The sequence below is a fragment of the Rhizobium leguminosarum genome (assembly GCF_001679785.1).
Classification (GTDB): domain Bacteria; phylum Pseudomonadota; class Alphaproteobacteria; order Rhizobiales; family Rhizobiaceae; genus Rhizobium; species Rhizobium leguminosarum_R.
In genome coordinates this window covers 3,620,005-3,645,420 of the sequence record NZ_CP016286.1, presented here as the reverse complement: position 1 = coordinate 3,645,420, position 25,416 = coordinate 3,620,005, and the positions used below count along the sequence as shown (strand labels likewise).

The window sequence follows — 25,416 nt, the reverse complement described above, 5'->3', positions numbered from 1 at the left end:
GCGACCGGCCTACACGATATTGCCCGTCATAAAAAGCGTTTGATGCTGCCCTGATGTAAAAGCTCAGTCTGTGGCGGATACGCCTGCCGAGCGCAGCCCGGTGTGGCGGCCGAAGCCGGTGATGTTGCGGGCGCCGGTCAGCAGCACTTTCACATATTCGGCCAGCATGACGCGCATCGCATTCGGGTCGGTGAACCAGTTGCGGCTCTTCAAATCCGAGTTGACCACGGGATAAGCGATGAACTCGATGTCGGGATCGACATAAGAGAGCTCGGCGAGGCTTCGCGGCATGTGGTAGTTGTTGGTGACGATCAGAACGCTGCGGTATCCCTTGGCGTGGATCCAGTTCGAAGCTTCCTCGGCATTGCCGATCGTGTCGATCGCATCGTAACCGATATCGACACAGCAGGAGAAGAGATCGGCCGAACCCTGCGTCATCTTGCGGATCTGTGCCGGCGTCGTCGTCGGGTGGGCGCCGGAAATGAGCAAGCGCTTGCCGGCACCCTTCTGCAGCAGCTCCACGGCCTGGTCGATGCGCTGGTAACCACCCGTCAGCACCACGATGGCATCCGCCTTCGGTTCGGCCGGGGGCTTCAGCGTCGTCACGGAATCGGCAAAACGCAAAAACCCCCCGAATACCAAGGCGATTGCCAGCAAGCAGGCAAAGCCGCCCCAGCGCAGCAGGCGGCGGATCGGCCCGCGCCGCGGCAGCAAAGCTGTCGGGCGATCAAGCTCCGGGTCCTGATGAATCGGGTTGGGTGTCGTGTGTCCCATCGTCATGAATCGTGATTATACGCTGATTGCGGCGCGGAACAGACGCTTTCATGGCAAAACGGCACGGTCACGATCAACTTCCGATGCCGTCGGTGCGCGTCGGGTCCGAGCGTAGCGTATCGATTTCGTAGATCGTCCGCATGACGGTCAGCCGCGCGGTGAAGGTGGTCAGGAGCGCGATGACGATCATCGTTGCGAAGATGCCGGCATAACCGAGCACACCGACGGAGAAGGTGCCGAAGAGCGCGGTCGCCTGGTCCGTTTCCGGAGTGGCAAGGGTGCGGCTTTGCCAGAAACCGGCGGTGGCGAAGAAGAGAGCGGCAAGCGCGCTGCCGATCGCCGAGCCTTTGAGGCTGATCTTCAGGAAATGCTTCTGGAATTCAGTGGCGACGAAGGAGCTTTCGGCGCCGACGAAATGCAGCACTTCGACAACGTGACGGTTGCCCGACAACGCGCCGCGCGTGGCGAAGACGACGGTGAGCACCATTGCGGTGAAAACCAGGAGCAGGATGCCGGTGCCGATCATGACCGTCGTGTGCGCCATGGACACCAGCCGGTCGACCCAGGTGCGGTGATCGTCGAGGGTGGCCTGCGGGATACTGTCCTTCAGCAGCGCCCGCATCGAACCGAAATCCGGCGGATTGCTCTCGTCGATGGTGATGATGACGAGACGGGGAACGGGCAGATCCTTGAGATCGAGACCCGGGCCGAGCCACGGTTCGAGCAGGCGAGCGGTCGCCGCCTCGTCGACGATCTGGCCGCTCTTGGTGCCGACGAAGGTCAGCGCCAGGTCGCGCGCCTGGGCCAGCGCCTTTTCCATGTCGAGATTGTCGTCCGGCTTGATCTGAATGGTGATCTCGCGGGAGATCTGGCTCTCCCAGCTTGCCGCCGTCGAGCGCACCATGCTGACGCCGCCGAGCGTCAGGCAGGCGAGAAAGGCCATGATCGATATCACCACCATCAAGGCGCTGCCCTGGATGTTGGAAGGCGGCAGGATCGGCGCGGTCGGGCGCACGCGCAATTCCGGCCGCTTCTGCTGGGTCTTGGCAGACGCCTTCTCGGGGTTTCTGGACGGGGGCTCAGTCATAAATATCGAGATGCCCCTCTGAGAGGATCATGCGGCGGGCTTCCACCTGCTCCATCAGCGCCAGATCATGGGTGGCGATCACGACTGCCGTGCCGAGGCGGTTCAGCTCGAGGAAAAGGTTGAGCAGGCGCCTGGCCATCGGCGGGTCGACATTGCCGGTCGGCTCGTCGGCCAGCAGCACTTCCGGCCGATCCATCAGCGCCCGGGCGATTGCCGCGCGCTGCTTCTCGCCGCCGGAGAGTACGGGCGGCAGCACGTTGATGCGTTCGCCGAGGCCGACCCATTTCAAAAGTTCGAGGACGTCGGTCTTGTAGGAGCTCTCATCCTTGCCACGCACCCGCAAGGGCAAAGCGACATTCTCATAGGTGGTGAGATGGTCAAGGAGGCGGAAATCCTGGAAGACGATGCCGACGCGGCGGCGCAAAAGCGGCAGTTCGGGGCGGGGGATTTCGGAAATGTCGCGCCCGAACATGCGGATCAGGCCGCGCGTCGGCTGCAGCGACATGAAAAGCATCCGCAGCAGCGACGTCTTGCCGGCGCCCGATGGACCCGTCAGGAACTGAAAGGATTTCTTCGGAATGTCAAAAGTCAGGTCCCGGAGGATTTCCGGGCCCATGCCATATCGCAAACCGACATTCTCGAAGTGGATCAACGGGCAGCTCAGTCTGTTGTGGGTTTCACCGCACGACTTGTTAACCAACACCGTTAACAGCCGGTAAATTTTGCTGGAAAGACGCCCGTTTGATGGCGATCTTTGCGAAGCATTAACCATTAAAATTTACGACTGAGCAGGATTCGTTTCAATGCCAGATTTCTCCTGGCAACGAAACCATGTGGACATCTGCGAGGCAGCCACCATGGAAGCATCCTTCTTCAGTCGCCGGACGCCGGGCCAGGCCTATGATTTCCTGCCGCCGGAACCCGCCAACCGCCAGTACCGCCCGGCGCGCCCTGCCGATATCTCCGACGCCGAATTCGTTACCCTCGGCAAAGTGCGGCCCAGGGAATTCAGTGCAAGGACCTATAACGACAACCGCAAGCGCATGGCTGCGACACACGCCGCACCGCCGCCGCGCATGCCGGCAATGGCTGCTTCCGTTCTGCAGACCGTGGAATCCTGGCTGCAGCGCGCGTCGATGCGGAGTTTCGCAGCGCTGGTGCTGGCGCTGGTCGTGCTCGTCTTCGGACTTGCGGGTGGCTTCTCCGGCCTTTCCGGCGAGCGAACCAGTTCCGGAGCGTCGCTGCATTTCACCCATGTCACGGTGACGCCGCGCGATGCGAACGGCATGCGCGTGCTCGTCATCAACGGCATCATCGAAAACGAGAGCGGCACGACGCAGACGGTGCATCCGATCCGTGCCGATCTCGTGACCGACGAACGGCTGACCGCAAGCATCGTCATCAACCCGCCCGCCGATGTGATCTATGGCGGCCAGAGCCGGGGCTTCTCGGCTCGTGTCCAGCATGCCGGCGGAAAAATGCCGGAAGTCCGGCTTTCCTTCCTGCCACAGACGTAACCGGACATGGATTGCCGATTTTCGCGTCGCAGGTCGCGCCAATCGCGTTAATTTCGTAGCCGGCGAGGCTGTTTCAGGCTCGCATATGTGCTAACGGCTTACCCTTCTTTTCATGGAGCAAGCCCTTATGCCTGTCGTGCGCGGAAAAAACATCGAGCCGCTCTTCACTGCCGAGCAGATCGCCGAGCGCAATCATTCGATGGCGCGGGAGATCGCCAATGGTCCGACCAAGGACCTGCTCGTCATCGCCGTGCTGAAGGGTTCCTTCATCTTCGCCGCCGACCTGATTCGCGCCCTGCATGATAGCGGGCTTGCCCCGGAGGTCGAGTTCATCACGCTGTCGAGTTACGGCATCGGCACGGTTTCGCAGGGCGTTCGCATCGTCAAGGACATAGACAGCGACGTGCATGGCCGCGACGTCCTGCTGATCGATGATATCCTCGAATCCGGCCGGACGCTGCTCTTTGCCAAGGAGCTGCTCTTCGAACGTGGCGCGCGCAACGTCACGATCGCCGTGCTGCTCGATAAGCGCGTCAAGCGCAAGGAAAAGCTGGAGGCTGATTATGTCGGCTTCGAATGCCCCGACTATTTTGTCGTCGGCTACGGCATGGATGTCGCCTATGCCTTTCGCGAACTGCCCTTCGTCGGCGTGGTGACCGGGGACGCCTGAGCTGTTGCCTTCGAGACGGGTTGTTAACCATCTCGTCCATCGCTTCCTCATCTTTACCGATCGAAAAGGAAAGTCTGGTGATTTCCGTCGCGGGGCTGATACGGAGCGATGCACATATGGCAAGAATTCTGATTACGGAAGACGAGGACTCCCTGCGGTCCTTCGTAGCCCGGGCCCTGCGGCTTGATGGCCACGAGACCGATGAAGCGGCCGACGGGGCCGAGGGCCTGGAGAAGCTCAAGGACGGGGTCTACGATCTGCTGCTTTCAGATATACGCATGCCCGTGATGGACGGCATTGAGCTTGCCCATCAGGCAAAAGACGCTTTTCCGGGTCTGAAGATCCTGCTGATGACCGGTTATGCCGAACAGCGCGAACGAGCCGACGATCTTGCCGAAAAGATCATCGATGTCGTCGCCAAGCCATTCGCCCTTCCCGATATCCGCAAGGCAGTCGCCCGGGCGCTCGTCGCTTAGAGATGCCGAAAGCTGTGAGCGGTTTTCGGACGACATGCGGCTCATCTTCCTCGATTGAGATCCGGATTTAGACTTTAGGCCGATCCGGCCTAAAGTCATTCTGTTGGAGCGACTGCGATCTATTGTGCGGTGGCGACGCAGGTTAGTGGATGTCCAGCAGCCGCTCGAGATAGCGCCGTTCCATTTCCTGCGGTGGATTGTTGCCGAGTTTCTCGCGAATCGCGTCGAGAATTTCTCGCGCCCGCTGAACGTCGATTTCGTCAGGCACCTTCACGTTATCGCCGAACTCAGGTCCCTGGGTCCGGCGTGGCCGGCCGAGCGGGTCGCGGCCGTTCTGGTCTCCTTGACCCACCTGGCCGTTCGGGCCTTGACCTTGCTGGCCCTGCTGCGCCTGCATCATCTGGTTCATCATGTCGCGGGCGCCCTGGCGAAGCGCTTCCAACGCGCGGCCCTGGCCCTCAACGGCCGGTTGGCCGCGGCCCTGGCCGAGTTCACGGCCGGCGCCTTCCATTTCGCGCTGCGCCTGGCCAAAGCCCGGGCCAGGCTTCATGCCCATCTCGCCAAGGCTCTTCTGCAATTCGCCGAGCTGCTTGCCGAGCGCATCCTGCTGGGCGCGCAGCTGTTTCAGCGCCTCGCGCAGCTGCTCGGCCGTCATCTGGTCGGAGGGCTGCTGGCCTTCCTTGCCTTGCTGGCCCTGCTGCTGGTCCTGTGGCTCGCCGTTCTCTCCGGGATTCATATCGTCGAGCAGCGGATCGTTTTCGCCCATGTCATTCTCGCCGCGCTGCATGCGGTCCCTGAGCTGCTGGTCTAACCGGAAGGTCTGTTCCATCAGCTTCTGCTGGTCGCGCAGGATCTCGCCGAGCTTGTCGATCTGTTTGCGGGCTTCGCTGTTTTCCTGGCCCTGCTGACCGCGCTGCGGGCGGCCCGCCTGCAGGTTGTTCATCATCCGCTGCAATTCCGACAGCATCTGCTGGGCCGCGTCACGATTGCCGGAGCGGGCGAGATTCTCGATCTGGTCCATCATCCGTTCCAGATCCTGCTGACGAAGGATATTCTGCGCATTCTGGTTCGGCTGCATCGGCGCGTTCTGCATGCGCTCTGCAAGCTCGGTCATATAGTCCTGCATCGCCTTGCGCAGCTCGTCCATCAGCTTCTTGATCTCCGCGTCCGGAGCGTTGCGGTCCAACGCGTCGGCAAGCTTCTGCTGAGCTTCGCGCAGCTTGCGCTCGGCGAGCGAAAGATCGCCGTCCTCCATACCGAGGGCGATCTCCCAGAGATATTGGGCCGTATCCTTCAGCGCATCGTCGCCCCTTGCGAGCTTCATGCGCGCCAAGGCGGATTCGAGCAGCAGGTAGTTGGTGAGCTTGGGGATCGTCTCTTCGGGACGGATGGTCAGTGCCTCGTTCAGGGCGATCGCCTGCGGCATCTTGCGGGTATCGAGCGCAAAAACCTGCCGCTCCTCGGCGACGGCCGCGGCAAGCGGCTCGTTGAAGGGCCGCGACGGCAGCACCATCTCATGCGGCGGGCTGCGGCCGGTCTGGCCGGCGGCATCCTTGGCGACCAGCGTGACGCGTACGCGCTTACCGGCAAGCGGATGTTCGGTCAGGTTCCGGCTGGTCACGCCTTTGGCATCGCGGGCGTTGCGGCGGGGGATATCCAGCCGGTACTCCGGCAGCGGATAGAGCGGCGTTGCCGTCGGGTCTATTTCGACGGGAACGATCTCCGCATGCGCCTCTTGGACGCCGTAATCGTCCTTGACGGTGAAACCGATTTCGAGTGCTCCGTTGACGCTGGGCTTCGGCAGGCCGTCGAAGGCAATCTCCGGCGCCTTATCGGGGAGAACGTCGAAGCTCCAGCGGCGGCCGTTGACCTCGAGTGCACCGTTCTCCTGGAGCTTCATCATATGCGTCTGCGCGACGAGAGCCTGGCTGGCCGGTGCCGCCGTCGGCTGCTCACTGCTAGATGCTGCCGTCTGCTGCGGCTTGGTATCGGCCTGCACGGCGATATCCTGCGCCTCGCCGTTCGCCTTGCGGAACACGACTTTTTCCGCCGTCTTTCCGCCGCTGACGCGCACAGTGAGGCCTGAAAACTGCGGAATGCCGATCGGCGCCTGCTCGCTGCCGTCAGCCGTCAGGTAAATCGGGGCGCGGCCGGTATAGGAAGGCGGCGTCACCCAGGCGTCGATGCGCACCGCCGGATCGCTGACCACCTGCTCTGGTGCTGCCTGCAACGCGTCGCGGATCGAGCCGCCGTTGATCGACAGCGAATAACCGAAGGCAGTGACAAGCAGCAGCGCCGGGACGGCGCGCAGCGCGAAACGGTCATGCGGGGCAATATCAGGCCGCGGCAGTCCGGCATCGAGCGCTGCGATCTTTTCGGCCATGCGCGTCTGGTGCTCGCGCCAGAGCGCCCGGCCGAAGGGGGTATCGAAGGCCGGCTCGTCTTCCTGGACGGTGACCGGCTGGTGCGGCAGGCCGTTGCGCTCTTCCAGCATGCGGTCGGCTTCTGCGACCCTCGGCCAGCGAAGGGTGCGGAAGGGGAGGAGCGAGACGAGAAAAGCGGCGGCAAAGGCAATCAGCAGCAGGATGCGCAGCCAGTCCGGCACGCTGCGGAAGAGGCCGAACCAGGAAGCGCAGAGATAAAAGGCGATGACGGATAGGACCGGCATCAAAGGCGGCAGCAGCTGCTCGAAAAAGAGCACGATGCGCGCCAGCAGGCGTTTCGTCGTCACCAGCCGGGCAAGCGAGGGACGGAACGCAAATGCACCTTTCTTCTGCCGAGAGGGGCTTGTCATCGGTCCGGTCTCCGCGATCTGGCGTTCTGGAACAGAGGGCGCTTCCGGCGATTGCAGGGCAATACGCTCATGAACGAAAGGATAACACTCTTTGTGGCGAAGGCGAGGGCGAGCGACCGGTATTACCGGCTTTTCACGTTAATTCGCCAAAAAGTGATGGCTTGTTCAGTCGAGCCAGGCCGGAACGGAGTCAAGGCTGATCAGTTCGGCATAGGTTCTGCGTGGGCGAATCGTATGAAAATCGCTGCCTCTGACCATAACTTCGGCCACCAGCAGGCGGCTGTTATAAGTGCCGGCCTGGACCGCGCCGTAGGCGCCGGCAGTGCTGACGGCCATGAGGTCGCCGGGCTTCGGCATCGCCATCTCGCGGTCAAGTGCCAGATAATCGCCTGTCTCGCAGACGGGGCCGACGACATCGGCGCGGATGCGCGGCGCGTTGGCCGCCGAAATCGTTACCGGGCGGATTTCGTGATAGGCCTCGTAAAGCGTCGGGCGAATGAGATCGTTCATGGCGGCGTCGACGATGACGAAGGTCTTTTCGCCGCCATCCTTCACATAAAGGACTTCGGTCACGAGGATGCCGGCATTGCCGACGATCAGGCGGCCGGGCTCGGTGATGATCTTGCAGTCCAGGCCGCGCAGCTGGTTCTTGACGATTGCCGCATAGGCATCCGGCAGCGGCGGCGGATTGTTGTCGTCCTTGTAGGGGATGCCGAGGCCGCCGCCGATATCGACGTGATGGATGGTGTGGCCGTCGGCGCGCAGCGTCGCGACAAGGTCGTGCAGCAGTTTGAAGGCGTCGTCGAAAGGCTGCAACTCGGTGATCTGGCTGCCGATATGCATGTCGATGCCGGTGACCTCGATGCCCGGCAGCTTGGCGGCATGGGCATAGATGGCGCGGGCGCGCTCCCAGGAGATGCCGAACTTGTTTTCCTTCTTGCCGGTCGAGATCTTGGAATGCGTCTTCGCATCGACATCAGGGTTGATGCGGAAGGAGACCGGCGCTTTCTTGCCCGCGCTGACGGCGCGCTGGTTGAGGATCTCGAGCTCGGGCTCGGATTCGACGTTGAAGCAGTAGATGCCGGCTTCAAGAGCGAAATCCATCTCCGATGGCGTCTTGCCGACACCTGAGAACATGATGCGGTCTGGCGGAATGCCGGCGGCAAGCGCGCGGCGCAGCTCGCCCTCCGAGACGACGTCGATGCCGGCGCCGAGGCGGCCCAGCGTCTTCAGCACCGCCTGGTTCGAATTCGCCTTCATCGCATAGCAGACCATGGAGTCCATGTCGGCGAAAGCTTCCGAAAAGACGCGGTAGTGGCGCTCCAGCGTTGCGGTGGAATAGACGTAGAACGGCGTGCCGACCGCCTTGGCGATCTCGGGAACGGGGACGTTCTCGGCATGAAGGACGCCGTCGCGGTACTCGAAATGGTTCACGGGCTTATGCCTTAAAGAAGGGGATCGAGAAGGAAGGGCTTGTCGACGGTTCCCGGCTGTTTCGTCGGCTTGGAAACGTCGCCTCCCTTGGTTGCCGCAGCGCTCGGCGGATCGAGGTCGCCCTTGCGCCCGCATCCGGCAACGGCAAGGCCGATGACGGCGAGAACCGCCGTCAGGCGGACGAGGTGCGGCAAGCTCTTCTGCATGGATATCCTCTTCTGCGGCATATGGTGGCATCATTCATATCGAACGATGGACATCTTCATAGCGAAGTTTATCCGCCTTGTGCACCCTGATTGTTGGGCGGTCTTTCCGCGCCTACAGGAAGGGCGCGGCGGCCTTTCGCCACGCCTTGTATCTCTTAGTTGCGGGCGCGCCAGAAGGCGATTTGCCTCCGCACTTCGGACGGCGCGGTGCCGCCGAAGCTCTTGCGGCTGGCGACCGAGGCTTCGACCGTCAGCACGTCGTAGACCTTGTCGGTGATGTCGGCATGGATCGCCTGCAGGTCGGAGAGCGGCAGCTCGGCAAGGTCACAGCCCTTGCTTTCGGCGAGTGCTACGGCGCGGCCGGTGACGTGATGGGCGTCGCGGAAGGGGAGGCCCGCTTCGCGCACCAGCCAGTCGGCAAGATCGGTCGCGGTCGAATAGCCGGAGCCGGCCGCCGCCTTCATGCGCGCGGTGTTGACGGTCATGTCGCGCACCATGCCGGTCATGGCGGCAATTGCCAGTTCCAGGCTCTCGGCGGCGTCGAAGACCTGTTCCTTGTCTTCCTGCATGTCCTTGGAATAGGCGAGCGGCAGCCCCTTCATGATCGTCAGCAGCGCCACCAGCGAACCATTGATGCGGCCGGTCTTGGCGCGTACCAGTTCGGCGGCATCCGGGTTCTTCTTCTGGGGCATGATCGATGAGCCGGTCGAGAAGGCGTCGGAGAGGCGCACGAAACCGAATTGCGGGGTTGACCAGATGACGATCTCTTCTGCCAGACGCGACAGGTGCATGCCCGCAATCGCTGCGATCGACAGGAATTCGATGGCGAAATCGCGGTCGGAGACCGTATCGATGGAGTTGCGGGTCGGCTCGCGGAAACCGAGCGCCTTGGCCGTCATGTGGCGGTCGATCGGATAGCCGGTGCCGGCAAGTGCGGCGGCACCGATCGGACTTTCATCCAGATGCTCGATGGCGTGGCGCACGCGCGAGCGATCGCGGCCGAACATTTCGACATAGGCCATGCAGTGATGGCCGAAGGTAACGGGCTGGGCTGTCTGCAGATGGGTGAAGCCCGGCATGACGCTTTCGGCATGTTCTTCGGCGCGGTCGAGGAAAGCCGCGATCAGGCCGGTCAGCATCTGCTCGGTCTTCTGCAGCTCTTCCTTCACCCAGAGACGGAAGTCGAGCGCCACCTGATCGTTGCGCGAGCGGGCGGTGTGCAGCCGGCCGGCCGCCGGGCCGATCAGCGTCGCCAAGCGTGCCTCGATATTCATATGGATGTCTTCGAGCTGACGCGAGAATTCGAAATTGCCGCCTTCGATTTCTGACAGGATCGTGTTTAGCCCGTGAACGATCTTGTCCTTATCGTTCCCGGAAATAATCCCCTGGTGGGCGAGCATCGTCGCATGGGCGATGGAACCGCGGATATCCTGCGCGAATAGCTTCTTGTCGAAACCGATCGAGGCATTTATCTCCTCCATGATCGCGTCCGGGCCGGAGGCGAAGCGGCCGCCCCACATCTGGTTGGAAGATTTGGTGTCCGTGGTGTCGTCGGCCATGAAGGTGCCCGCCTTGAAATGCATGTCCTGGAGAATGAAATGACGACAAGAAAACCCCTCGGGCTGCCATCCCTGAAATGGATCGCGATGGCCGCCGTTGCGGGTGTCGTTGCCGGTGCGGCAGCGGTATACGTGAAGGAGACGGGGATTGGCAATGGCGGCGATGAAACGGCGTCGGCCGAATGCAAGCTCGCCAAAGACCGCATCGCCGGCATTACGCCGCTGATGAAAGGCCAGGTGGCCGCCATGGTCGCCGCCAATGAGCCGCGCAAGCTGACCGCCATTTCTTTCAACGGGCCGGACGGCAAGCCGCTGACGCTCGATCATTTCGCCGGCAAGACCGTGCTTCTCAATCTCTGGGCGACATGGTGCGTCCCCTGCCGCGAGGAGATGCCGGCGCTGAACGCGCTCGAGAAGGAGATGGGCAGCGACCGATTCCAGGTCGTGCCGGTCAATATCGATACCGGCGACGACGAGAAGCCGAGGACCTTCCTCGCGGACACCGGCGTCGATGCGCTGCTGCTCTATCGCGACAATACGATTTCGGTATTCAACAGCCTGAAGAAGGAAGGCCTCGCTTTCGGGCTACCGGTGACGCTGCTGATCGATGACAAGGGATGCCTGATTTCGGCGATGAACGGGCCGGCTGCCTGGGACAGCGAGGATGCCAAGGCGCTGATCAAGGGCGCGATCGGGTCGTAGAGCCGCGAGCGTCTACCGCGTCGGGACCGGTACTTCACCGCGATAGTCATAGAAGCCGCGGCCGGACTTGCGTCCGAGCCAGCCGGCTTCGACATATTTCACCAGCAGCGGGCAAGGACGATATTTCGAGTCCGCCAGGCCGTCATGCAGCACCTGCATGATCGAGAGGCAGGTGTCGAGGCCGATGAAATCGGCAAGCTGCAGCGGTCCCATCGGATGATTGGCGCCGAGCTTCATCGCCGTATCGATGGCGTCGACCGTGCCGACGCCTTCATAGAGCGTGTAGATCGCTTCGTTGATCATCGGCAGCAGGATGCGGTTGACGATGAAGGCCGGGAAATCCTCGGCGACGGTGATGGTCTTTTCCAGCGTGCCGACGAATTCCTTGGCGGCGGAAAAGGTCTTCTCGTCGGTCGCGATGCCGCGCACCAGTTCGACCAGCTTCATGACAGGCACCGGGTTCATGAAATGTATGCCCATGAAGCGTTCGGGGCGGTCGGTGGCGGCAGCAAGCCGGGTGATGGAAAGGGAAGACGTGTTGGTGGCAAGCAGCGCTTCCGGCTTCAGGACCGGACAGACCTGGGTATAGATCTTGCGCTTAACCGTTTCATCCTCGGTGGCGGCCTCGATGACGAGATCGGAAGGGGCGAGGTCATTGACATCGGACGAGCCTGATATGAGCGACAAGGTCGACTTGCGTTCCTCTTCGGTCATCTTGCCGTTCGTCACCAGGCGGGCCAGGTTGCCGTTGATGGTGGCAAGGCCGGATTCGATGCGGTCCTGCGAGAGATCGTAGATGTGAACCCTGTAACCTGCGGCGGCCGAAACATGCGCGATGCCGCAGCCCATCTGACCTGCACCGATAATACCAATATTCTTCAACACCGCATTCATCTCCAAACCCCCGCACGGCATTCGCCCCCGCGCCGCCGCATTTTTCTAGCAATGCTGCCGGACGAAGGATCGCCCGGCAGCAGTAGTAGCCCGATAAAAGATAATTTTCCAGTCATTCGCAAGTGCGAAAGAAAAGCATTTGACGCGGTCAGAGCGCCTTTTGCAATTCCGGCAGGGCGTCGAAGAGATCGGCAACCAATCCGTAGTCGGCGACCTGGAAGATCGGCGCCTCTTCGTCCTTGTTGATGGCGACGATGACCTTCGAATCCTTCATGCCGGCCAGATGCTGGATGGCGCCTGATATGCCGCAGGCAATGTAGAGCTGCGGAGCGACGACTTTGCCGGTCTGGCCGACCTGCCAGTCGTTCGGCGCATAACCGGCATCGACGGCAGCTCTGGATGCACCGACGGCGGCCCCGAGCTTGTCGGCAAGCGGCAGGATGACCTCCTTAAACTTTTCCGCCGAGCCGAGTGCCCGGCCGCCGGAGATGATGATCTTGGCAGAGGTCAGCTCCGGACGGTCGGAGGCCGACAGCGCATCGCCGACGAAGGTCGACAGTCCCGGATCGGAAACCGCCGGGATTGCCTCGATCGTTGCCGAGCCTCCCTCCGGCGTAGAGGCAAAGGAAGCGGTGCGCACGGTGATCACCTTCTTGGCATCGCTCGCCTGTACCGTCTGAATGGCATTGCCGGCATAGATCGGCCGCTTGAAGGTGTCGGACGAGATCACCTCGATGATCTCCGAGACCTGGGCGACGTCGAGCAGGGCAGCGACGCGCGGCAGCACATTCTTGCCGACCGAGGTGGCGGCAGACAGGATCGTGTCGTAGCTGCCGGCCAGCGAGACGATCAGGTCGGCCAGCGGTTCGGCCAGATTGTTGGCGAGTTCGTCGCTCTCGGCCAGCAGCACCTTGGAGACGCCGGAAAGCTTGGCGGCGGCATCGGCAGCGGGCTTGGCAGCCTTGCCGGCAACCAGCACATGCACGTCGCCGCCAATTTTTGCGGCTGCCGTCAGCGCCTTGGCGGTCTGGTCGGACAGGCTGGCATTGTCGTGGTCAGCCAGAAGAAGAATGGTCATGATGATGGCTCCTGTTCCAACTGATTACAGCACGCCGGCTTCGTTTTTGAGCTTGTCGATCAGTTCGGCGACCGACTTGACCTTGACGCCGGCCTTGCGGCCGGACGGCTCCTCGGTCTTCAACACCTTGAGGCGCGGCGTGGTGTCGACGCCGAAATCGCTTGGCGTCTTCTTGTCGAGCGGCTTCTTCTTCGCCTTCATGATATTCGGCAGCGAGGCATAACGCGGTTCGTTCAAGCGCAGATCCGTGGTGACGACCGCCGGCAGCTTGATCTCGATCGTCTGCAGGCCGCCATCGACTTCGCGGGTGACCTGAGCCTTGCCATCCCCGATCTCGATCTTCGAGGCGAAGGTCGCCTGGGCAATTCCCATCAGTGCCGCCAGCATCTGGCCGGTCTGGTTGCTGTCGTCATCGATCGCCTGCTTGCCTGATATGATCAGCCCCGGCTGTTCGGCATCGGCCACAGCCTTCAAGATCTTGGCGACGGTGAGCGGCTCGATCTGATCGTCTGTCTCGACCAGGATCGCCCGGTCGGCGCCCATGGCAAGTGCAGTGCGCAGCGTTTCCTCGGCCTTGGCCGGGCCGATCGAGACGACCACCACTTCCTCGCACTTGCCGGCTTCCTTCAGCCGCAGCGCCTCTTCCACCGAGATCTCGTCGAACGGGTTCATCGACATCTTCACATTGGCAAGCTCGACACCCGTGCCATCCGGCTTTACCCGGATCTTCACGTTGTAGTCGACAACCCGTTTGACTGGGACGAGAATTTTCATGGGGTCCTTCCTTCAGGAGAAACTGGCTTCAGAGACTTTTTTAGAAAATGCGCGTTCGAGCGCCGCTCCGATTGTCGAATGGCGACATGGATACGCGCTTTTCCTCCAAATTCCACGCTTCCATGACGGCGGCAGGCGATTTGCCTCGGCAATATATGGATGTTTACGTTCACGTCAATATTGTCGTCAGCGGCGGCCCCAGGGAAATCGCTGCGCCGTCCGCCCGTCCGTGCCGGCCGCGATGGCCTGGCCGGCGCCCGGGTCGTTTCTGACGGCGCGGGGCGTGACGATCTGCCGGTCGAAGAGCGGCACACCAGGCCGGCGCAACGCCAGGATCAGGAAAGCCCCGGCAAGGATGCCGCCGACATGCGCACCCCAGGAAACGTCGCCGTCAGGTGCGATCGCCAGCATGAAGAACTGCTGTCCGATCCATAAAAGCAGCGGCACGAAGGCCGGCAGGGGTAGCGGCACACGGAAGAACACCAGCACCCAGACCCGGACGCGCGGATGCAGCATGACATAGGCGGCAACGACGCCGGAGACCGCCCCCGATGCGCCGACCAGCGGCGCTTCCGAGGTCATCGTCAGCAGGCCGTGGCAGAGCGCGCCGGCGGCCGCGCAAACGAAATAGAAGATCAGGAAGCGCAGATGCCCCATGGCATCCTCGACATTGTCGCCGAAGACCCAGAGGAAGATCATGTTGCCGGCGAGATGCCAGAAGCCGGTATGGACGAAGGCATAGGTTAGGTAGGTCAGCGGCTCCGGCACGATTTCCAGCCCCTGCGCCAGCACCGCGTGGCCGAAGGCGATTGCCGGGATGTAGCCGAGCCCGACGGTCGTCGCCTGGGCTGCCTGCTCGCTCTCCAGGCTGGTCAAAAGCCAGACCGCGAAGTTCAGCGCGATCAGTGCGAGCGTTACCCACTGAACCTTGATATGTTTCAGCGTATTGGCATCGTGAAGTGGTATGAACATAAAGGCCCCTCGGCGATCGTGATCGCGACAAGCCTATCTGTTTTTTCCCGGAACCCAAAGCACATCCGCATGGCCCCGGTCATTTGCATGACGTGCGGCGACGAAGAGGAAATCGGAGAGCCGGTTGACATATTTCATCGCCGGCTCGCCGACGATTTCGCCGTCGGTGCGGGCAAGCGACACCATCAGACGTTCGGCGCGGCGCGCAATCGTGCGGGCAAGATGCAGATGGGCGGCAGCTAGGCTGCCGCCTGGCAGGATGAAGGATTTGAGCGGCTCCAGGCCGGAGTTCAACTGGTCGATATCACGCTCGACGCGGTCGACTTGCGTCTCGACGATCCGCAGCGGCTCATAGGCCGGCGGCTCACCAGTGTCGGGGGTGGCGAGATCGGCGCCGAGATCGAAGAGGTCGTTCTGGATCGACATCAGCATGGCGTCGAGTTCAGGCAAGCCGGCCGTGTGCAGCCGCGCCATGCCGATCGCGGAATTGGCCTCGTCGATCGTGCCGTAGGCCTCGACGCGCAGATCGTCTTTGAGCCGACGCGGGCCGGACACCAGCCCGGTCGTGCCGTCATCGCCTGTTTTCGTGTAGATCTTGTTGAGTTTCACCATACGGCACCGCCAGTCGATGGAAGGGCGACCACGTCATTCCACCCTCCCTCATTCCTGTGCTTGTCACAGGAATCCAGCGCGACCAAGTCCTTGGGCGCGGGAGACTCTTTTGAAGGTTGTATCTGGTTATTCACCGCGCGGACGCGCGATGGCTGGATTCCTGTGACAAGCACAGGAATGAGGGAGTTCGAGGAGGCGATAGTACCCATATTTACCCCTCTATCGTTAGGTTAGCCCCCGTCAGGTCGGGCGGCCGCCGCCGGTCACCCAGAGCGTCAGCATGATCAGGATGACGGCGACCGCCTGCAACAGCACACGAAGCTGCATCAGCTTGTTGGAACGGTTGGCATCGCCGCCCTTCATCATGTTGAAGAGACCGCGGATCAGGACGAGGGCGACGAGGCCCATGACGATGATCGCGAGGATATAGGTGACCGTGGACATGGCGTTCAGCTTTCTCAGTCAGTCCGTCCAGCGCATCAGGCGGTAGAAGAGGTCTGCCGGAAGCAGCCGCTTCAGGAACATGCCCTGCTTAGCCGGAGTCGTTACGGGATAATGTGGCCTCGGATTTTTCGAGTTCAATGCGTGTTTCAATACGGAATAGACCGCTTCCGGGCCGAGTTTATGGCGGTTGACCGGCCCCGATCCGTCGAGTCTCGCCAATTGCCTGATGTAATCGACCGCGTGCGGCGAATTCTCGAGGTCGATATGCTCCTTGATCTTTGCCAGCGCATTGGCAGTAAAACGTGTGGCGATCGGACCCGGCTCGATCAGGCTCACATGGATGCCGCTGCCCTGCAGTTCCATGCGCAGAGTGACGCTGAGGCCTTCGACTGCGAATTTGGACGCGGTGTAGGCGCCGCGATAGCGATAGGGGACGACGCCGAGGATCGACGAGCATTGCACGATCCGCCCTTGGCCACGTTTGCGCATCGGCGGAATGACCTGCCGCGTCAGCTCATGCCAGCCGAAGAAATTCGCCTCGAACTGCGCGCGCAGCGTTGCCGTTGATAGATCCTCGACGGCGCCCGGCTGGCCATAGGCGCCGTTATTGAAGAGCGCGTCGATGCGACCGCCGCTGCGTTCCAGAACCGCGCCGACCAGGTCGGAAATCGTCTCGGTCCTGGCATAGTCCATTAGGAAGGTTTCGATGCCGTCGGTTTCCAGCCCCGGCAAATCTTCCGGCTTGCGCACCGTCGCGAAGACACGCCAGCCGTCGGCTTTCAGCGCCCGCGCGCAATGAGCGCCGATACCGGATGAACATCCGGTCACGACGATGGTGCGCTGCTCCGCCATGGAATGATTCCTGTACAAAATGGGACTCGTTTCCCATATTCGGCCAGAGGATACAATCTGGAAAGCCGGAAACGGAATGCCGAAGGTGCTGCGCACGATCTATGACGTGGTCTATGACGCGATCTGTCATATGGTCGAGGACGACGGCTTTGCGATGGCGAGCCACGTGGCGCTGTCGAGCCTGCTTGCGGTTTTCCCCTTCCTGATCTTCGGCACGGCGCTCGCAAGCTTCCTTGGCGCCGATCAATTTTCCTCGACGGCCATCCATCTGATCTTCGACACCTGGCCCGAGGCGATCGCCAAACCGCTCGCCGACCAGGTGCTGCAGGTGCTGACCATTCCGCGCGGCGGGCTGCTGACGATCTCGGTGCTGGCGGCCGCATATTTCGCCTCGAACGGTGTCGAGGCGCTGCGCATTTCGCTCAACCGCGCCTACCGGGTGCAGGAAACGCGACCCTGGTATTTCACGCGTCTCGCCAGCCTGGGCTACGTGCTGATCGCGGTCATTATCTTCACGGCGATCAGCATCCTGCTGGTCGCCCTGCCGCTGGCGCTCGATTATGCGCGCGGCTGGTTTCCGCTGTTTGCCGATACGCTCGACATCGTCTTCAGCTGGCGCATCTACGGCACGCTGGTGGTTCTGACCGTCGGACTGCTGGTCATGCATCTCTGGCTGCCGGCCGGCAAGCGGCGGGTCTTCGACGTCATTCCCGGGGTGCTGCTGACGCTGCTTCTCTGGCTCGCCGGCGCGCTGATCTTTGCCTATTATCTCGCGACCTTCGCCAATTATACGGCAACCTATGCCGGTCTCGCCTCTGTCATGATCGTGCTGATCTTCCTCTACATGGTCGGCGTCATCTTCATCATCGGGGCGGAGATCAATGCAGCGCTGATCAAGTTCCGCGTGTTCCGGATGTTCTCCCGCACGCTGTCGATCGTCGGCAGAGAGCGCGTCGAAAGGCAGTCAGAGCCCGACAAGGCGGCGAATATCCGCCCCTGACATGCCCTGGGCGCGCAATTCGCCAAGCCCGCTGTCGCCTTGGCTTTTCGAAAGCTTGCGGCCATCCGCGCCAAGAATGAGACGGTGATGGTGATAGACCGGCGGCGGCAGGCCGAGCAGCACCTGCAACAGCCGGTGCACCGATGTGGCGTGGAAGAGGTCGAGCCCGCGCACGATATGGGTGACGCCCTGCAGCGCATCGTCGACGACCACGGAAAGATGATAGCTCGATGGCGCATCCGAGCGCGACAGGATGACGTCGCCCCAGACGTTGGGCTCGGCGGCGATCTCCCCTGTTCTGCCGTCGCCGGTTTCCGTCCAGAACAGCAGTTCGCCGATCAGGTCGAGCGCCTTGCGCATATCGAGCCGCCAGGCATGTTTCTTCCCCGAGGTCAGCATGTCCCGCCATTCGTCTGCCGGACGCTCGCGATCATTTGCGGGATAATGCGGGGTGCCGTCGGGATCGCGCGGCCAGGATTCACCCGCTGCCTCGTAGGCGACGACGCGCACCTTCACCTCGCCGCGCGTTAGGAAGGCCGGGTAGACCAGCCGGCGCTCGATCAGCGCATGCAACGCCGCCTGATATTCGGGAAAATGCTCCGACTGGCGCCGCACCGGGCTTTCCCAGCCGATATTAAGCCATTCGAGATCCCTGAGGATGCCGGCCTCGAACTCGGGCGTGCAGCGCGTCTGGTCAATATCCTCGATACGCAGCAGCAAGCGCGCTTGTTCGGCCTCCGCCATGTCACGGTTCAAGAGGGCCGAGAGGGCATGGCCGAGATGCAACGGTCCGTTCGGGCTCGGCGCAAAACGAAAGACAGGTTTTTGACGCTCACTCGTGGTCATGCTTTCTTCTGCCATGGATTCGGCTTTTGAACCACTGTGAGGCAATTGTGCAGATCATCCGCAACGACGATGACGTCAGACAGGGGCTCGAAGCGCTGCTTCGCCTCGATCCGCGTCTTGCGCCGATCGTCGCCGACGCCGGACCCGTTCCGCTGCGATTGCGCGAACCCGGCTTTGAAGGGCTTGCCCATATCATCGTCTCGCAGATGGTATCGCGCGCCAGCGCCGAGGCGATCTGGCGGCGCATGCTGGCGGCGGACGGTTTGCTGACGGCCGAAGGTTACGCGCTTGTTCACGCCGAGGCATGGCGCGAATTCGGCCTGTCGCGCGCCAAGGCGGAGACGCTGTCGCGGATCGCCGAAGCGGTCGCTTCCGGCCGTCTCGATCTCTCCGGCCTCTGCCTGAAGCCGCCGGGCGAGGCGCTTGGCGAACTGACCGCGCTGAAGGGTGTCGGGCCGTGGACGGCAGAGGTCTATCTGATGTTTTGCGGCGGCCATGCCGATGTTTTCCCGGCCGGCGATGTCGCGCTGCAGAATGCCGTCGGGGCGGCATTCTGTCTTGCAGCACGGCCGCAGGCGAAGACGCTTGCCGAGCTTTCGGCAGTCTGGTCGCCGTGGCGCTCGGTGGCGGCACGGCTTTTCTGGGCCTACTACGCCACGAAGATGCGCCGTGACATGGTGCCGATCGGCTGATCGGCAACACTCTTCAAAATGCCTTTATCCTCTGAATTTATTGGACTTCACAATCCTGTAACAACCGGCCTAATATACAGGTGCAGATGCCGAATCGATCAGGAGAGTCCCTTGACGATTGCAGTCTCCCCACAGGCCCTGCCGGCGCTCGTCCTGAACGCTGACTACCGGCCACTGAGTTATTACCCCTTGTCGTTGTGGTCCTGGCAGGACGCGATCAAGGCGGTATTTCTCGACCGTGTGAACATCATTGCAGAATATGAACATTCGGTTTCCTCGCCAAGCTTTTCGATGCGGCTTCCGAGCGTCGTGTGCCTGAAGACTTACGTTCAGCCGTCCCGCAATCCCGCTTTCACCCGGTTCAACGTCTTCCTGCGCGACCGGTTCGAATGCCAGTATTGCGGCGCCCATGACGACCTGACCTTCGACCACGTCATCCCGCGCGCCCATGGCGGCGAGACGACCTGGGAGAATGTCGTGGCAGCCTGCTCGCCCTGCAATCTGCGCAAGGGCAGCAAGCTTCCGAAGCAAGCAGCCATGTTCCCGGCGCAGAAGCCCTACCAGCCGACGGTGCAGGATCTGCACAATAACGGCCGGCTGTTCCCGCCGAACTATCTGCATGAAAGCTGGCTCGACTATCTCTATTGGGATACCGAACTGCAGCCCTGATCGAACGGCCTGCAGCGCCGCAAAGGACGCTGCAGCCCTTCGAATGCTGCATAATTTTACGAGGCGGCCTTGCGAACGCCGACAAAGGCGAAGGCTGCGAGCAGGATTCCCGCAATCACGTTCCAGCCCGCAAAAGACAGGCCGAGCACGCGCAACGCCGCATCGGTGCAGGACGGTCCCTTGATGGTGTTGAGCTCACCGAGCAGATCGCCGGCATTGGTCGTCATGCTGCTTGCCGTCGTCGAGCAGGTGGCCGGGCCGGGCCAGAAATGCCATTCGACACCGGCGTGATAGGCACCCATGCCTGCCGTCACCAGCATCAGCATGCCGGCCGCGAGAATGAGCGCCCGGGTGATCCAGTTCGGCAGTCCGACGAGCTCGGAGATTGCGGCCAGAATCGCGATCGGGATAGCGTAATAATAGGGCTGCCGCTGCAACAGGCAGAGCGCACAGGGAATATAGCCGCCGATATACTGGAAGCCGAGCGCCGTGCCGACCGCCGCCGCCATGCCGATGGCGAGCAATATGGAATAGACAAAGCCGGGGCGGGCGAGCGGCGAGGAAATGGCAGGCATGGCGGAACTCCGCGAAGTTTGGCTTAGTGCAATTCCAGCAAAAGTGTGAAGCGGTTTTGCGTCCGGAATTGCGTAATATATAGTGAGAGAGCGTCTTCGTTATTCGAAGAAAAACGAAAATGCTCTAGTGAGCGAAAGAGCGGTAGCCGACATATAGCACGATCACCGTAGCGGCACCGATGCCAACGATCTGGCCGAGGCGCTTCTCGATGAAGTCACGGATCGGCTCGCCGTAGTGGCGCAGCAGCCATGCGAGGAAGAGGAAACGCGCGCCGCGTGCAATAATCGCCGAAACAATGAAAAGGCCCAGATTGACGTGAATGACGCCGGACAGGATCGTCACGATCTTGATCGGCGGCAAATGCGCAAGACCTGATGTGACAAGCAGCAGCAGGATCCACTCGTAGGTGACATAGGCCTTCATCTGCTCGAAGGCATCGAGCTTGCCGTAAAATTCGAGCACCGGCCGCGCCACTGTCTCATAGGCGTAAAAGCCGAGCGCCCAGCCGGCGATGCCGCCGAGTACGGAAGCGACGGTCGCGACCAGCGCGTAGCGATAGGAGCGTTCCGGCCTGGCAAGCGCCATTGGCAGGAACAGCACATCGGCGGGAACGAGAAAGACGGAGCTTTCGACGAAGGCGATGACGGCGAGCCAGATTTCGGCCGATTTGCGTGCGGCCAGAGACATGGTCCAGTCGTAAAGTCTGCGGAGCATTCCGTTTCCTTCCTGTTGCAGTGCAAAACAGCTTTAGGGGCCGTGCGCGGCGCTGTAAATGCTCGGCCGTGTCCTTCCTGCCACCGCCGTCGAAAAATTTTCGTGATGCGGGGCGGCTGCGCCTCTCCCAAGATTTCACGGGATTGCGAATCGGCCATTCTGCGGCAAGCTGATTTAGGGGCGACGTGCAGGGTGGCATGAGAATGTTCAAAGTGATCGAAGGCGGCCGTGGGCGGGCCGTGCAAATGGATGACCGGTCCGAGAAGGGGCGGGGACCGAGCAGAGACGACGTGCGCCGGGAAGCCGCGCGGCGGATCGACGAGAGCGGTTATCATCTGTCCCGCATCCGGGAATTCGCGACCGGCGTGCCGATGCTGGCGTCTCTCAAACACTTGTCGCTGCAGATCGACTTCGCAGCCGAGGCGTTGTCGCAGCTCGACCCGATCCCGGAAGATTTCCGCGCCGACGGTTATTGGCCGGCGGGTTGAGGCAATCCCGCGACAGCGCCGCGCGTCTGGGGATCAATCCCTAGGCCTGTCGGAACAACGACTTTCGCGCATGGTTTCTTTCTCATGATCAACAAAATCCCGAGGAGGATATTCCCATGCGGATGAAACTTGCTTCAGTCTCGCTGCTCGCCCTTGGCATGGCGACGGCAGCTTTCGCACAGAGCAACCCGCCGCAGGCTCCGACCAACAGCGGCGCCAATACGCCGAGCAGCTCAGAATATAACAGCACCGGCAACAGCGGCAGCGGCACGACGGTACCACTGGATCCGAATGCGACGAACAGCACGACGAACAATGGCTCCGGCAGTTCGATGAACATGCCGATGAACAAGGCGAATTGCCCGGACCAGCCGACCGGTGAGTCGCTTCAGACGCAAGGCGGCAACAGTGGTACCACGACCAGCGAAGCCTGCCCTGACAAGTAGTCCACTATTTGCCGAAACGCTGCAGCTCCGTCGGGAGCTGCAGCTTCCGTTTCAGGATAGGTCCATCGACTTTTCCCATTGCTGACGCAGGACGTTCATTTCCGTCCGCTTCTGGGCCATTTCGCTGACGGCGGCGCGCAGATGTGGGTGGTGCGACATGAACATGTTGAAGTCGCGCCGTTCTAGAACCTCGAACTGGCAGAAATCGACGGCAATGACGTCGGCGGTGCGCCGTGCGCCGGTCAGCAGCGCCATTTCCCCAAAGAAAGCTCCCGGCTCCAGGCGGATCGCGCCGCTGGCGAGCCGCACTTCCACCGCACCCGAAGAGATGAAATACATGCTGTCGCCGCGGTCGCCGCGGCGGATGACTCGTTCGCCGGGCGGCGCCGATTTCGCCTTAAAGAGCAGCAGCAACTCCTCCTGCGCGTCCTCGTCGACCTCGGAGAACAACGGAAAAGTCTCGATCAGCTGCTGCATCTTCAGTTGATGCTGGCGCTCGCGCTCTTCGCCGAGCGCCCTGATCTTGTCCAGTTCTTTGCCGAGCGCCTTTTGCCTGCTTCTGCCGTAGCTTTCCCAGAGGGAGGGCCAATTCGAATGAATAACTTTCTTCAGGCCGTCGGTTGCGAGGATCACGATCGGGTTGAGTGTGATCGACAGGATCGCGGCAGCGAGGATCAGATCCTGGCCCTCATGCGGCAGGAGCCCGAGTGAGACGCCAAGACCGGCGAGGATGAAGGAAAACTCGCCGATCTGGGCGAGGCCGCCGGCCAATGTCAGTCCCATGCTGATCGGATATCGCAGCAGCATGACGATCACGAAGGTGATGATGCCCTTGCCGAGGATGACGAGCGCCAGCGCGCCGATCACGGCCAGCGGCTGGCGCACCAGAATCGAGGGGTCGAAGAGCATGCCGACGGAGACGAAGAACAACACGGAGAAGGCATTCTGCAACGGCAGCGAGTCGGCCGCCGCCCTGTGGCTGAGCTGGGATTCGCTCATGACGACGCCGGCGAAAAATGCGCCGAGCGCAAAGGAGACGCCGAAGATCGCCGCCGAGCCGAAGGCGATGCCGAGTGCGATCGCCAACACCGTCAGCGTAAAGAGTTCGCGCGAGCCGGTGCGGGCGATCATCGTCAGCAGCCAGGGCACGATGCGAGGGCCGAGGAAGATCGCCATGGCGGCGAAGGCCGCAACCTTCAGCAGCGTCAGGCCGATCGTCAGCGCCAGCGGCAGGTCGCCGAGGCCGTGGTTGGTCGTAGTGCTGGCGTTGCCGCCCAGAAGCTCTGCGAGCGCCGGCAACAGCACCAGTGCCAGCACCATCACCAGGTCCTCGACGATCAGCCAGCCGACGGCGACGCGTCCGCTTGCGGCGTTGACAAGGTTGCGCTCCTCCAGCGCCTTCAAGAGTACGACGGTGCTCGCCACCGACAGGCTGAGACCCAGGACGATGCCGGCGCCGAGGCTCCAGCCCCAGAGTTTGCAAAGGCCAATGCCCAACAGGGTCGCGAGGATAATTCGACCGATCGCGCCAGGCACGGCGATGCCGCGCACGGCGAGCAGGTCGGAGGCGGAAAAATGCAGGCCGACGCCGAACATCAAAAGAATGACGCCCATTTCGGCGAGCTGGCCGGCAAGGGCGGTATCGGCGACGAAGCCCGGCGTGAACGGGCCCATCAGGATGCCCGCCATCAAATAACCGACGAGTGGCGGCAGCCGAAGCCGGTCGGCGCCATAGCCCAGGATCGCCGCGAAAACGAAACTGACGGCGACCGTCGCGATAAGTCCTACTTCCTGATGCACGTCCGCCCTCTCTTGTGATAGCGGCGGCCACTTTGGACGAAGCGCAAACAAAATTAAACAGATGATTTGGGATGGCGCTGTTCTGGCCCTTTGTTCTCAGTCCTGGCTGGTGCGGTGCAGACGTCGTCCACGGCACCGTCCGGCCGTCACCGATGTTGGAACCACCTACGTCTTGCCTCGTTGCCCTTTCATCAAGAAAGGAGAAACGACATGCGGAAGATCATCCTGAACTGTACTGTGGCGGCCCTTGCCGCCTGCTCGTTTGCAGCGCCTGTTCTTGCCGACAGCGTCTATGTCAGGGAGCGTTCCTATGACGATGGCTATCGCCACGAGCGGGTCCGGCCCGGCATCACCATCAGCGAGCGTGGCGTCACTTTCGGTGCCGTGCGCGAACGTGAGCACCGCCGCTATCGCGATAATGGCTGCGAAACCAGGAGCGTCACCCGACAGACCGACGAAGGCGAGGTCACCAGGACGGTCCGACGCTGCAATTGACGAAAAAATATGCGATAAGGACGAAGCCCGGTTCCAGCGAGCCGGGTTTTCGCCTTTTGTGGCACGAATATCTCAATGCGGTGGTGAAAGTCGTCTGTCGGTGTTATGAGCACGCCTTTGGTAACAGCGCGTTCCCAGCGCAAACACCGCCCGCACAGGATCTTTTAGTATGATTGAGCTTACGCCGTCCCAGATCGCCGCACTTAAACTCGCCAGGGATGGAGACCTTTATCCTCAGCCAGCCAATAAATGGACGCACGAGAACGCGACAGTGACTTACGCAAAAACTGACCGGTGGAAAGAGCGGCCTCAGAAAATAAAGTCAGTCACTGCCAAGACGTTGGGCGAGTTGAAGGAGCCGGGTTTTCTCGAAAGGCGGCACCTGGATGACGACGCATCAAAAGACGTCTACGGCATCACGATGGCCGGCAAGATGTGGCTGCTGAAGAATAAGTAAGCTTTGTTTAGATGCGAAATTCGTTCCGTCGGGCCATCGGCTCTTTGGGCCAGGCTAGGCATTTGAGATGATGGTGCAGCTAACCGGAGCATTATAGAACCGGTCCGCCTTCGTTCCTGACGGAACTACGGCGCGACAGCCTCCGCTTAGCTGCTCTCTTCGGCTTGCCCAGCCGAAGCTCACAGAGCGTAGGCTGGTGCCCCATGCCGGAGTCGAACCAGCACTTCTTTCGAAACTCGATTTTGAGTCGAGCGCGTCTACCAATTCCGCCAATGGGGCAACGGATATGAACGGGCGGCTGTCTAACATGCGAGCACCCGCACGCGCAAGACGGGCAAACGAAGTTATCGGACTGATCCGGTAGAGAGATCCGGCCTCGCTTCAAGGC

At 61.7% G+C, this 25,416-nt stretch carries 29 protein-coding genes and 1 tRNA gene; 11 read left to right on the top strand and 19 right to left on the bottom strand.

Features of this window, described 5'->3' with window-relative positions:
* Positions 1 to 63: 63 nt before the first annotated feature.
* The 3 genes from BA011_RS17865 to ftsE all read right to left on the bottom strand — a co-directional run bounded on the left by BA011_RS17865 (position 64) and on the right by ftsE (position 2,513).
* Positions 64 to 774 (bottom strand): YdcF family protein, encoded by a 711-nt coding sequence (locus tag BA011_RS17865; RefSeq protein WP_151343494.1) that lies wholly within the window; start codon positions 772 to 774, stop codon positions 64 to 66.
* Positions 775 to 847: 73 nt separating this feature from the next.
* Positions 848 to 1,861: a cell division protein FtsX gene (locus BA011_RS17860; protein ID WP_017962297.1), complete on the bottom strand. Its 1,014-nt coding sequence runs from the start codon at positions 1,859 to 1,861 to the stop codon at positions 848 to 850.
* Positions 1,854 to 2,513, bottom strand: coding sequence for a cell division ATP-binding protein FtsE (ftsE, locus tag BA011_RS17855; protein WP_065281431.1), 660 nt, complete (start codon positions 2,511 to 2,513; stop codon positions 1,854 to 1,856). Before ftsE ends, BA011_RS17860 begins: the two co-directional genes overlap by 8 nt.
* A gap of 205 nt (positions 2,514 to 2,718) precedes the next feature.
* On the opposite strand from ftsE, the gene BA011_RS17850 reads away from it, so the two are divergent.
* The 3 genes from BA011_RS17850 to BA011_RS17840 all read left to right on the top strand — a co-directional run bounded on the left by BA011_RS17850 (position 2,719) and on the right by BA011_RS17840 (position 4,524).
* Positions 2,719 to 3,378: a hypothetical protein gene (locus BA011_RS17850; protein WP_065282586.1), complete on the top strand. Its 660-nt coding sequence runs from the start codon at positions 2,719 to 2,721 to the stop codon at positions 3,376 to 3,378.
* Between the two features lie 127 nt (positions 3,379 to 3,505).
* Positions 3,506 to 4,048 (top strand): hypoxanthine phosphoribosyltransferase, encoded by a 543-nt coding sequence (gene hpt / locus BA011_RS17845; protein WP_003567049.1) that lies wholly within the window; start codon positions 3,506 to 3,508, stop codon positions 4,046 to 4,048.
* A 116-nt stretch (positions 4,049 to 4,164) separates the two neighbouring features.
* Positions 4,165 to 4,524, top strand: coding sequence for a response regulator (locus BA011_RS17840; RefSeq protein ID WP_003543311.1), 360 nt, complete (start codon positions 4,165 to 4,167; stop codon positions 4,522 to 4,524).
* 142 nt (positions 4,525 to 4,666) lie between these two features.
* Here the strand turns inward: BA011_RS17840 and BA011_RS17835 are convergent, their stop codons facing one another.
* From BA011_RS17835 to argH, 4 genes are all read right to left on the bottom strand, one after another.
* Positions 4,667 to 7,318, bottom strand: a complete 2,652-nt coding sequence (locus tag BA011_RS17835) for a TIGR02302 family protein (protein ID WP_065281430.1) — start codon at positions 7,316 to 7,318, stop codon at positions 4,667 to 4,669.
* A 165-nt stretch (positions 7,319 to 7,483) separates the two neighbouring features.
* On the bottom strand, positions 7,484 to 8,752 hold the full coding sequence (gene lysA / locus BA011_RS17830) for a diaminopimelate decarboxylase (RefSeq protein ID WP_065281429.1): 1,269 nt from the start codon (positions 8,750 to 8,752) through the stop codon (positions 7,484 to 7,486).
* A gap of 11 nt (positions 8,753 to 8,763) precedes the next feature.
* A complete protein-coding gene (lptM, locus tag BA011_RS17825; RefSeq protein ID WP_065282585.1) occupies positions 8,764 to 8,958 on the bottom strand; it encodes an LPS translocon maturation chaperone LptM in 195 nt (64 codons plus the stop codon).
* Positions 8,959 to 9,113: 155 nt separating this feature from the next.
* Positions 9,114 to 10,517 carry an argininosuccinate lyase gene (gene argH / locus BA011_RS17820; RefSeq protein WP_065282584.1) on the bottom strand — a complete coding sequence of 468 codons (1,404 nt, stop codon included), beginning with the start codon at positions 10,515 to 10,517 and terminating at the stop codon, positions 9,114 to 9,116.
* Between the two features lie 39 nt (positions 10,518 to 10,556).
* Between argH and tlpA the strand changes: the two genes are divergently transcribed.
* Entirely contained in the window at positions 10,557 to 11,219 is a 663-nt protein-coding gene (gene tlpA / locus BA011_RS17815; protein WP_065281428.1) for a thiol:disulfide interchange protein TlpA, read from the top strand.
* A gap of 12 nt (positions 11,220 to 11,231) precedes the next feature.
* Here tlpA and BA011_RS17810 read toward each other — a convergent pair whose 3' ends face one another.
* From BA011_RS17810 to BA011_RS17780, 7 genes are all read right to left on the bottom strand, one after another.
* Positions 11,232 to 12,113, bottom strand: a complete 882-nt coding sequence (locus BA011_RS17810; RefSeq protein ID WP_017966357.1) for a 3-hydroxybutyryl-CoA dehydrogenase — start codon at positions 12,111 to 12,113, stop codon at positions 11,232 to 11,234.
* A gap of 148 nt (positions 12,114 to 12,261) precedes the next feature.
* The gene (locus BA011_RS17805; RefSeq protein ID WP_065281427.1) at positions 12,262 to 13,191 is read right to left on the bottom strand and encodes an electron transfer flavoprotein subunit alpha/FixB family protein; all 930 of its coding nucleotides are present in this window, start codon (positions 13,189 to 13,191) and stop codon (positions 12,262 to 12,264) included.
* A 24-nt stretch (positions 13,192 to 13,215) separates the two neighbouring features.
* A complete protein-coding gene (locus tag BA011_RS17800) occupies positions 13,216 to 13,965 on the bottom strand; it encodes an electron transfer flavoprotein subunit beta/FixA family protein (RefSeq protein ID WP_065281426.1) in 750 nt (249 codons plus the stop codon).
* A gap of 186 nt (positions 13,966 to 14,151) precedes the next feature.
* A complete protein-coding gene (locus BA011_RS17795; RefSeq protein WP_065281425.1) occupies positions 14,152 to 14,937 on the bottom strand; it encodes a rhomboid family intramembrane serine protease in 786 nt (261 codons plus the stop codon).
* A 33-nt stretch (positions 14,938 to 14,970) separates the two neighbouring features.
* Complete coding sequence (locus BA011_RS17790) at positions 14,971 to 15,549, bottom strand: cob(I)yrinic acid a,c-diamide adenosyltransferase (protein ID WP_065281424.1); 579 nt, start codon at positions 15,547 to 15,549, stop codon at positions 14,971 to 14,973.
* A 240-nt stretch (positions 15,550 to 15,789) separates the two neighbouring features.
* Complete coding sequence (locus BA011_RS17785) at positions 15,790 to 15,993, bottom strand: twin transmembrane helix small protein (protein WP_017962283.1); 204 nt, start codon at positions 15,991 to 15,993, stop codon at positions 15,790 to 15,792.
* An 18-nt stretch (positions 15,994 to 16,011) separates the two neighbouring features.
* Positions 16,012 to 16,845 (bottom strand): SDR family oxidoreductase, encoded by an 834-nt coding sequence (locus BA011_RS17780; RefSeq protein WP_065281423.1) that lies wholly within the window; start codon positions 16,843 to 16,845, stop codon positions 16,012 to 16,014.
* 76 nt (positions 16,846 to 16,921) lie between these two features.
* Between BA011_RS17780 and BA011_RS17775 the strand changes: the two genes are divergently transcribed.
* Positions 16,922 to 17,845, top strand: a complete 924-nt coding sequence (locus tag BA011_RS17775; protein WP_065281422.1) for a YihY/virulence factor BrkB family protein — start codon at positions 16,922 to 16,924, stop codon at positions 17,843 to 17,845.
* Here BA011_RS17775 and gluQRS read toward each other — a convergent pair.
* Positions 17,810 to 18,691 (bottom strand): tRNA glutamyl-Q(34) synthetase GluQRS, encoded by an 882-nt coding sequence (gluQRS, locus tag BA011_RS17770; RefSeq protein ID WP_065282583.1) that lies wholly within the window; start codon positions 18,689 to 18,691, stop codon positions 17,810 to 17,812. The two genes, BA011_RS17775 and gluQRS, sit on opposite strands and share 36 nt — an antisense overlap.
* A gap of 47 nt (positions 18,692 to 18,738) precedes the next feature.
* Between gluQRS and BA011_RS17765 the strand changes: the two genes are divergently transcribed.
* Both BA011_RS17765 and BA011_RS17760 read left to right on the top strand, forming a co-directional pair.
* A complete protein-coding gene (locus BA011_RS17765; protein ID WP_065281421.1) occupies positions 18,739 to 19,383 on the top strand; it encodes a DNA-3-methyladenine glycosylase family protein in 645 nt (214 codons plus the stop codon).
* 111 nt (positions 19,384 to 19,494) lie between these two features.
* Positions 19,495 to 20,052, top strand: coding sequence for an HNH endonuclease (locus BA011_RS17760; RefSeq protein WP_020051813.1), 558 nt, complete (start codon positions 19,495 to 19,497; stop codon positions 20,050 to 20,052).
* A gap of 56 nt (positions 20,053 to 20,108) precedes the next feature.
* Here the strand turns inward: BA011_RS17760 and BA011_RS17755 are convergent, their stop codons facing one another.
* Positions 20,109 to 20,627, bottom strand: coding sequence for a disulfide bond formation protein B (locus BA011_RS17755; RefSeq protein WP_065281420.1), 519 nt, complete (start codon positions 20,625 to 20,627; stop codon positions 20,109 to 20,111).
* 124 nt (positions 20,628 to 20,751) lie between these two features.
* Positions 20,752 to 21,342, bottom strand: coding sequence for a YqaA family protein (locus tag BA011_RS17750; protein ID WP_065281419.1), 591 nt, complete (start codon positions 21,340 to 21,342; stop codon positions 20,752 to 20,754).
* A gap of 197 nt (positions 21,343 to 21,539) precedes the next feature.
* Here BA011_RS17750 and BA011_RS17745 point away from each other — a divergent pair, with 197 nt between their 5' ends.
* Entirely contained in the window at positions 21,540 to 21,830 is a 291-nt protein-coding gene (locus BA011_RS17745) for a hypothetical protein (protein ID WP_065281418.1), read from the top strand.
* 122 nt (positions 21,831 to 21,952) lie between these two features.
* Positions 21,953 to 22,276: a hypothetical protein gene (locus BA011_RS17740; protein WP_237352491.1), complete on the top strand. Its 324-nt coding sequence runs from the start codon at positions 21,953 to 21,955 to the stop codon at positions 22,274 to 22,276.
* A 51-nt stretch (positions 22,277 to 22,327) separates the two neighbouring features.
* On the opposite strand, the gene BA011_RS17735 is transcribed toward BA011_RS17740, so the two are convergent.
* On the bottom strand, positions 22,328 to 24,076 hold the full coding sequence (locus BA011_RS17735) for a cation:proton antiporter (RefSeq protein ID WP_065281416.1): 1,749 nt from the start codon (positions 24,074 to 24,076) through the stop codon (positions 22,328 to 22,330).
* Between the two features lie 210 nt (positions 24,077 to 24,286).
* Between BA011_RS17735 and BA011_RS17730 the strand changes: the two genes are divergently transcribed.
* On the top strand, positions 24,287 to 24,571 hold the full coding sequence (locus tag BA011_RS17730) for a hypothetical protein (protein WP_003543270.1): 285 nt from the start codon (positions 24,287 to 24,289) through the stop codon (positions 24,569 to 24,571).
* A 169-nt stretch (positions 24,572 to 24,740) separates the two neighbouring features.
* Positions 24,741 to 25,028, top strand: coding sequence for a hypothetical protein (locus BA011_RS17725; RefSeq protein ID WP_003543268.1), 288 nt, complete (start codon positions 24,741 to 24,743; stop codon positions 25,026 to 25,028).
* Between the two features lie 194 nt (positions 25,029 to 25,222).
* On the opposite strand, the gene BA011_RS17720 is transcribed toward BA011_RS17725, so the two are convergent.
* A tRNA-Leu gene (locus tag BA011_RS17720) sits at positions 25,223 to 25,307 on the bottom strand.
* Positions 25,308 to 25,416 lie beyond the last annotated feature (109 nt).

Coding starts and splice junctions, on each gene's coding strand:
- BA011_RS17840 (WP_003543311.1), top strand. CDS start 4,165: ATGGCAAGAATTCTGATTACGGAAGACGAGGACTCCCTGCGGTCCTTC.
- BA011_RS17795 (WP_065281425.1), bottom strand. CDS start 14,937: ATGTTCATACCACTTCACGATGCCAATACGCTGAAACATATCAAGGTT.
- BA011_RS17745 (WP_065281418.1), top strand. CDS start 21,540: ATGAGAATGTTCAAAGTGATCGAAGGCGGCCGTGGGCGGGCCGTGCAA.
- BA011_RS17865 (WP_151343494.1), bottom strand. CDS start 774: ATGGGACACACGACACCCAACCCGATTCATCAGGACCCGGAGCTTGAT.
- BA011_RS17740 (WP_237352491.1), top strand. CDS start 21,953: ATGAAACTTGCTTCAGTCTCGCTGCTCGCCCTTGGCATGGCGACGGCA.
- BA011_RS17725 (WP_003543268.1), top strand. CDS start 24,741: ATGATTGAGCTTACGCCGTCCCAGATCGCCGCACTTAAACTCGCCAGG.
- lptM (WP_065282585.1), bottom strand. CDS start 8,958: ATGCAGAAGAGCTTGCCGCACCTCGTCCGCCTGACGGCGGTTCTCGCC.
- BA011_RS17775 (WP_065281422.1), top strand. CDS start 16,922: ATGCCGAAGGTGCTGCGCACGATCTATGACGTGGTCTATGACGCGATC.
- BA011_RS17835 (WP_065281430.1), bottom strand. CDS start 7,318: ATGACAAGCCCCTCTCGGCAGAAGAAAGGTGCATTTGCGTTCCGTCCC.
- BA011_RS17755 (WP_065281420.1), bottom strand. CDS start 20,627: ATGCCTGCCATTTCCTCGCCGCTCGCCCGCCCCGGCTTTGTCTATTCC.
- BA011_RS17810 (WP_017966357.1), bottom strand. CDS start 12,113: ATGAATGCGGTGTTGAAGAATATTGGTATTATCGGTGCAGGTCAGATG.
- BA011_RS17785 (WP_017962283.1), bottom strand. CDS start 15,993: ATGTCCACGGTCACCTATATCCTCGCGATCATCGTCATGGGCCTCGTC.
- BA011_RS17850 (WP_065282586.1), top strand. CDS start 2,719: ATGGAAGCATCCTTCTTCAGTCGCCGGACGCCGGGCCAGGCCTATGAT.
- BA011_RS17800 (WP_065281426.1), bottom strand. CDS start 13,965: ATGAAAATTCTCGTCCCAGTCAAACGGGTTGTCGACTACAACGTGAAG.
- gluQRS (WP_065282583.1), bottom strand. CDS start 18,691: ATGACCACGAGTGAGCGTCAAAAACCTGTCTTTCGTTTTGCGCCGAGC.
- hpt (WP_003567049.1), top strand. CDS start 3,506: ATGCCTGTCGTGCGCGGAAAAAACATCGAGCCGCTCTTCACTGCCGAG.
- BA011_RS17790 (WP_065281424.1), bottom strand. CDS start 15,549: ATGGTGAAACTCAACAAGATCTACACGAAAACAGGCGATGACGGCACG.
- BA011_RS17730 (WP_003543270.1), top strand. CDS start 24,287: ATGCGGAAGATCATCCTGAACTGTACTGTGGCGGCCCTTGCCGCCTGC.
- BA011_RS17805 (WP_065281427.1), bottom strand. CDS start 13,191: ATGACCATTCTTCTTCTGGCTGACCACGACAATGCCAGCCTGTCCGAC.
- argH (WP_065282584.1), bottom strand. CDS start 10,517: ATGGCCGACGACACCACGGACACCAAATCTTCCAACCAGATGTGGGGC.
- tlpA (WP_065281428.1), top strand. CDS start 10,557: ATGACGACAAGAAAACCCCTCGGGCTGCCATCCCTGAAATGGATCGCG.
- BA011_RS17860 (WP_017962297.1), bottom strand. CDS start 1,861: ATGACTGAGCCCCCGTCCAGAAACCCCGAGAAGGCGTCTGCCAAGACC.
- BA011_RS17750 (WP_065281419.1), bottom strand. CDS start 21,342: ATGCTCCGCAGACTTTACGACTGGACCATGTCTCTGGCCGCACGCAAA.
- BA011_RS17780 (WP_065281423.1), bottom strand. CDS start 16,845: ATGGCGGAGCAGCGCACCATCGTCGTGACCGGATGTTCATCCGGTATC.